Annotated in this window: 1 protein-coding gene and 1 pseudogene; one reads left to right on the top strand and one right to left on the bottom strand. The window is 52.0% G+C overall.

The features are described from left to right. Window positions 1-438 precede the first annotated feature (438 nt). On the top strand, window positions 439-2,283 hold the full coding sequence (locus EKM83_RS13045) for a S53 family peptidase (protein WP_125577966.1): 1,845 nt from the start codon (window positions 439-441) through the stop codon (window positions 2,281-2,283). Between the two features lie 249 nt (window positions 2,284-2,532). Here the strand turns inward: EKM83_RS13045 and EKM83_RS13050 are convergent. Continuing rightward, window positions 2,533-2,650: pseudogene (locus EKM83_RS13050) on the bottom strand (IS30 family transposase); the annotation flags it as partial.

The following is a 2,650-nucleotide window of genomic DNA, read 5'->3' on the forward strand; positions in this document are numbered from 1 at the left end:
TTTCTTGTAAACTGTTCTTGGGACATATTGTCATTCTCACTTTCAATTGGTTTTAGTCGACTATTTTGCTGTGGGGCAGTGTGTCCCTTTTATTATACAAAAAATGATGTCGACAGATTTCTCTATCAACACCAAATATCATAGAACCAGAGTTTGGGGCAGTCCCCCAAGCTCTTTTTTATGGGATGAAGTTGATAGATTCGGGTGGTCGCGCACACCGGCATTTAGCCATATCGCCCAAACTGCCGGCCGTTCACCCTCAGGACGACCCCAGTCGTGGCCGGGCCCAACCACCGGTAACGCTCGCTCACTGATGGACTATCTCCCCATTAGCGGGCGCTTGGTTAGACCATTTAATTATGTGACGTTTGGCAGGAATTATAACGGCCGTTTCGCTTAACATCAGCGTATAATGAAGCCCAATGGAGGGGATGTCCTATGAAAATTCGGTTTCTCGTGGCCGGCCTCATTGTGGGACTGGGCAGCTTCGGTGGGCTTCAAGCCACCGCGGCTAGCACCAGCACGGTCGCCACACCGTATCGTGAAAACCAGCTGTCTGGATTGACCAATGTCCAGCAGGTCTCATCCGGCAAGACGGTGACCTTGGACCTGGTCTTAAACACCCGGCATTCAGCTGAACTGACTAAGACCGCCTATGCCGTCAATACGGCCGGCAATCGGCAGTTCAAGTCCTACTTAACGCCCAAACAGTTCCGCCAGAAATTTGGTCAATCAACGACCACAACTAAGCGGTTAGCCAAATACTTTAAAGCACATAAGTTTAAGGTCACGACCTTTAATGATGGGCTGATCATGCAGATCAAGGGTAGCGCCAGCGCGGTCGATAAGACCTTTGCGACTAAGTTAAAAACGGCCCGCTACCACGGCACGAAGATTCAGTATTCTAAGAAAACGCCGAAGCTACCCAAGAAGGTGGCCCAGCCCATCAAGGCCGTCGTCGGCATCACCAATTTGGTCAAGCTGTCTAGTTTGGCCCAGACGACCAGCACGGCGACCGATGGCCCGACCAGCGACGGTGCCCCGCAAAACTTCTTGAGCCAATACCATGCGACGAACCTGGCCCAAAGCAATGCCGGGCGTGGGCAAACCATTGGCATCATCAGCTTTAGTAAGGTCAACAAGGCAGACATCACCCATTTCTGGTCGGCTGAAGGGGTGGCGGATTCTGCCAGCCGCATCAGTGTGAAGTCGACCGGCGGCATGAATGTCTGGGGCAACGTTGACCCCGGCAATGCCGAAACGGCGCTGGACGTCGAACAGGCTGGGGCTTTAGCACCGAAGGCCAAGATTCGCGTGTACACGGCGTCACTCAGTGATGTGGGCTGGCTCAATGCCTTTGCGACGGCGTTTGGTGAGAATAAAGCCAGCAGCCTGTCGCTCAGCTGGGGCTTGTCTGAAGGTGTTTTGCAGAGCCTGAATAAATATCACGTGTTGACGCCACTTTACGGCAGCATCATGAATACCCTGTTGGCGCAAGGCGCGATTCAAGGTGTGTCGACCTTTGCGGCCAGTGGCGACACCGGGGCTTATGGTGAAGAATTGGCGAAAAACGGGGATGTCAGCGAGGGCATCTACGCCAATTTCCCAGCCAACAACCCGTGGGTCACGGCCACTGGGGGTACCACGTTACCGTTTTCAGGCACGCTGGCCAATGGTGTGACCGTCAAAATTGCCAAGGAACGGACTTGGGGTGGCGATGCGCTGTTTGACGCCTACGCCCAAGACCAGGCCTTCTTCGAAAAGCATTCTGATTTAATGAGTATGTTGCAAAGCGGCAGTGGTGGCGGTATTTCCACGCTGTACGCGACGCCGCAATATCAAAAGGGCGTGTCTGGGGTGAACACCTACAATGCCCGGCAGTATTTGACCAGCGACGGCTTGCCGCGGCTGGATGCTAGCCTGATCACCGGTAAAGCCAGCGGGCGAAACTACCCTGATGTGGTGGCCAACGCCGATCCGCTGACGGGTTACGATGACTACGATAGTCGCGATGGCTGGAGCACGGTCGGCGGGACCAGCGTGGTCGCACCGCAATTTGCCGCGATGGCTGCGATCATCAACAGCAATCGCAGCAAACGCATGGGCTTGTGGAATCCGCAGCTCTACGCTTTGGCACAGACGAGCCAGTCGCCGTTTACCAAATTGGATTCCGACACGGACAACGGCAATCTGTTCTACGTCGGCCAGCCGGGTAAGACTTACAACCAAGCGGCCGGTTTGGGGACCGTGAACTTTGACCAGTTGGCTAAGGTCTTTAAGTAAGCCAGCAAAATATGAAAAAAACAGTAGTCCCAAACGACCGATGTCGTGGGGCTACTGTTTTTTTGCTTGGCTGTTAAATTGGGGATCAGTCATTAAAGAAAATAGATTCGCAGAGTTCTAACCCTAAGATTAATTAAGCCAGTGCCTGCGTCAGTAGTCATTCTAAGCTGAAGTCGATGATGGCTTACTTGGACTAAAACGAAATTTTCTTTTTTATTCGGCAGATTGCAAGAAATAACTTGAACGAATTTAATGACGTAAATTAAGCAAGAAGATCTCGATTGGTGTATGCCAATTAAGACATTTAAGTGGCCGTGAATTCAGATACCAATTGATTTGAACCAGTTGGTAATCACTTAGTTCTTCA

The organism is Levilactobacillus angrenensis (assembly GCF_003946085.1).
Taxonomy (GTDB): domain Bacteria; phylum Bacillota; class Bacilli; order Lactobacillales; family Lactobacillaceae; genus Levilactobacillus; species Levilactobacillus angrenensis.

Excerpts from the sequence above, each read along its gene's own strand:
- EKM83_RS13045 (WP_125577966.1), top strand. The coding sequence starts at position 439 with ATGAAAATTCGGTTTCTCGTGGCCGGCCTCATTGTGGGACTGGGCAGC.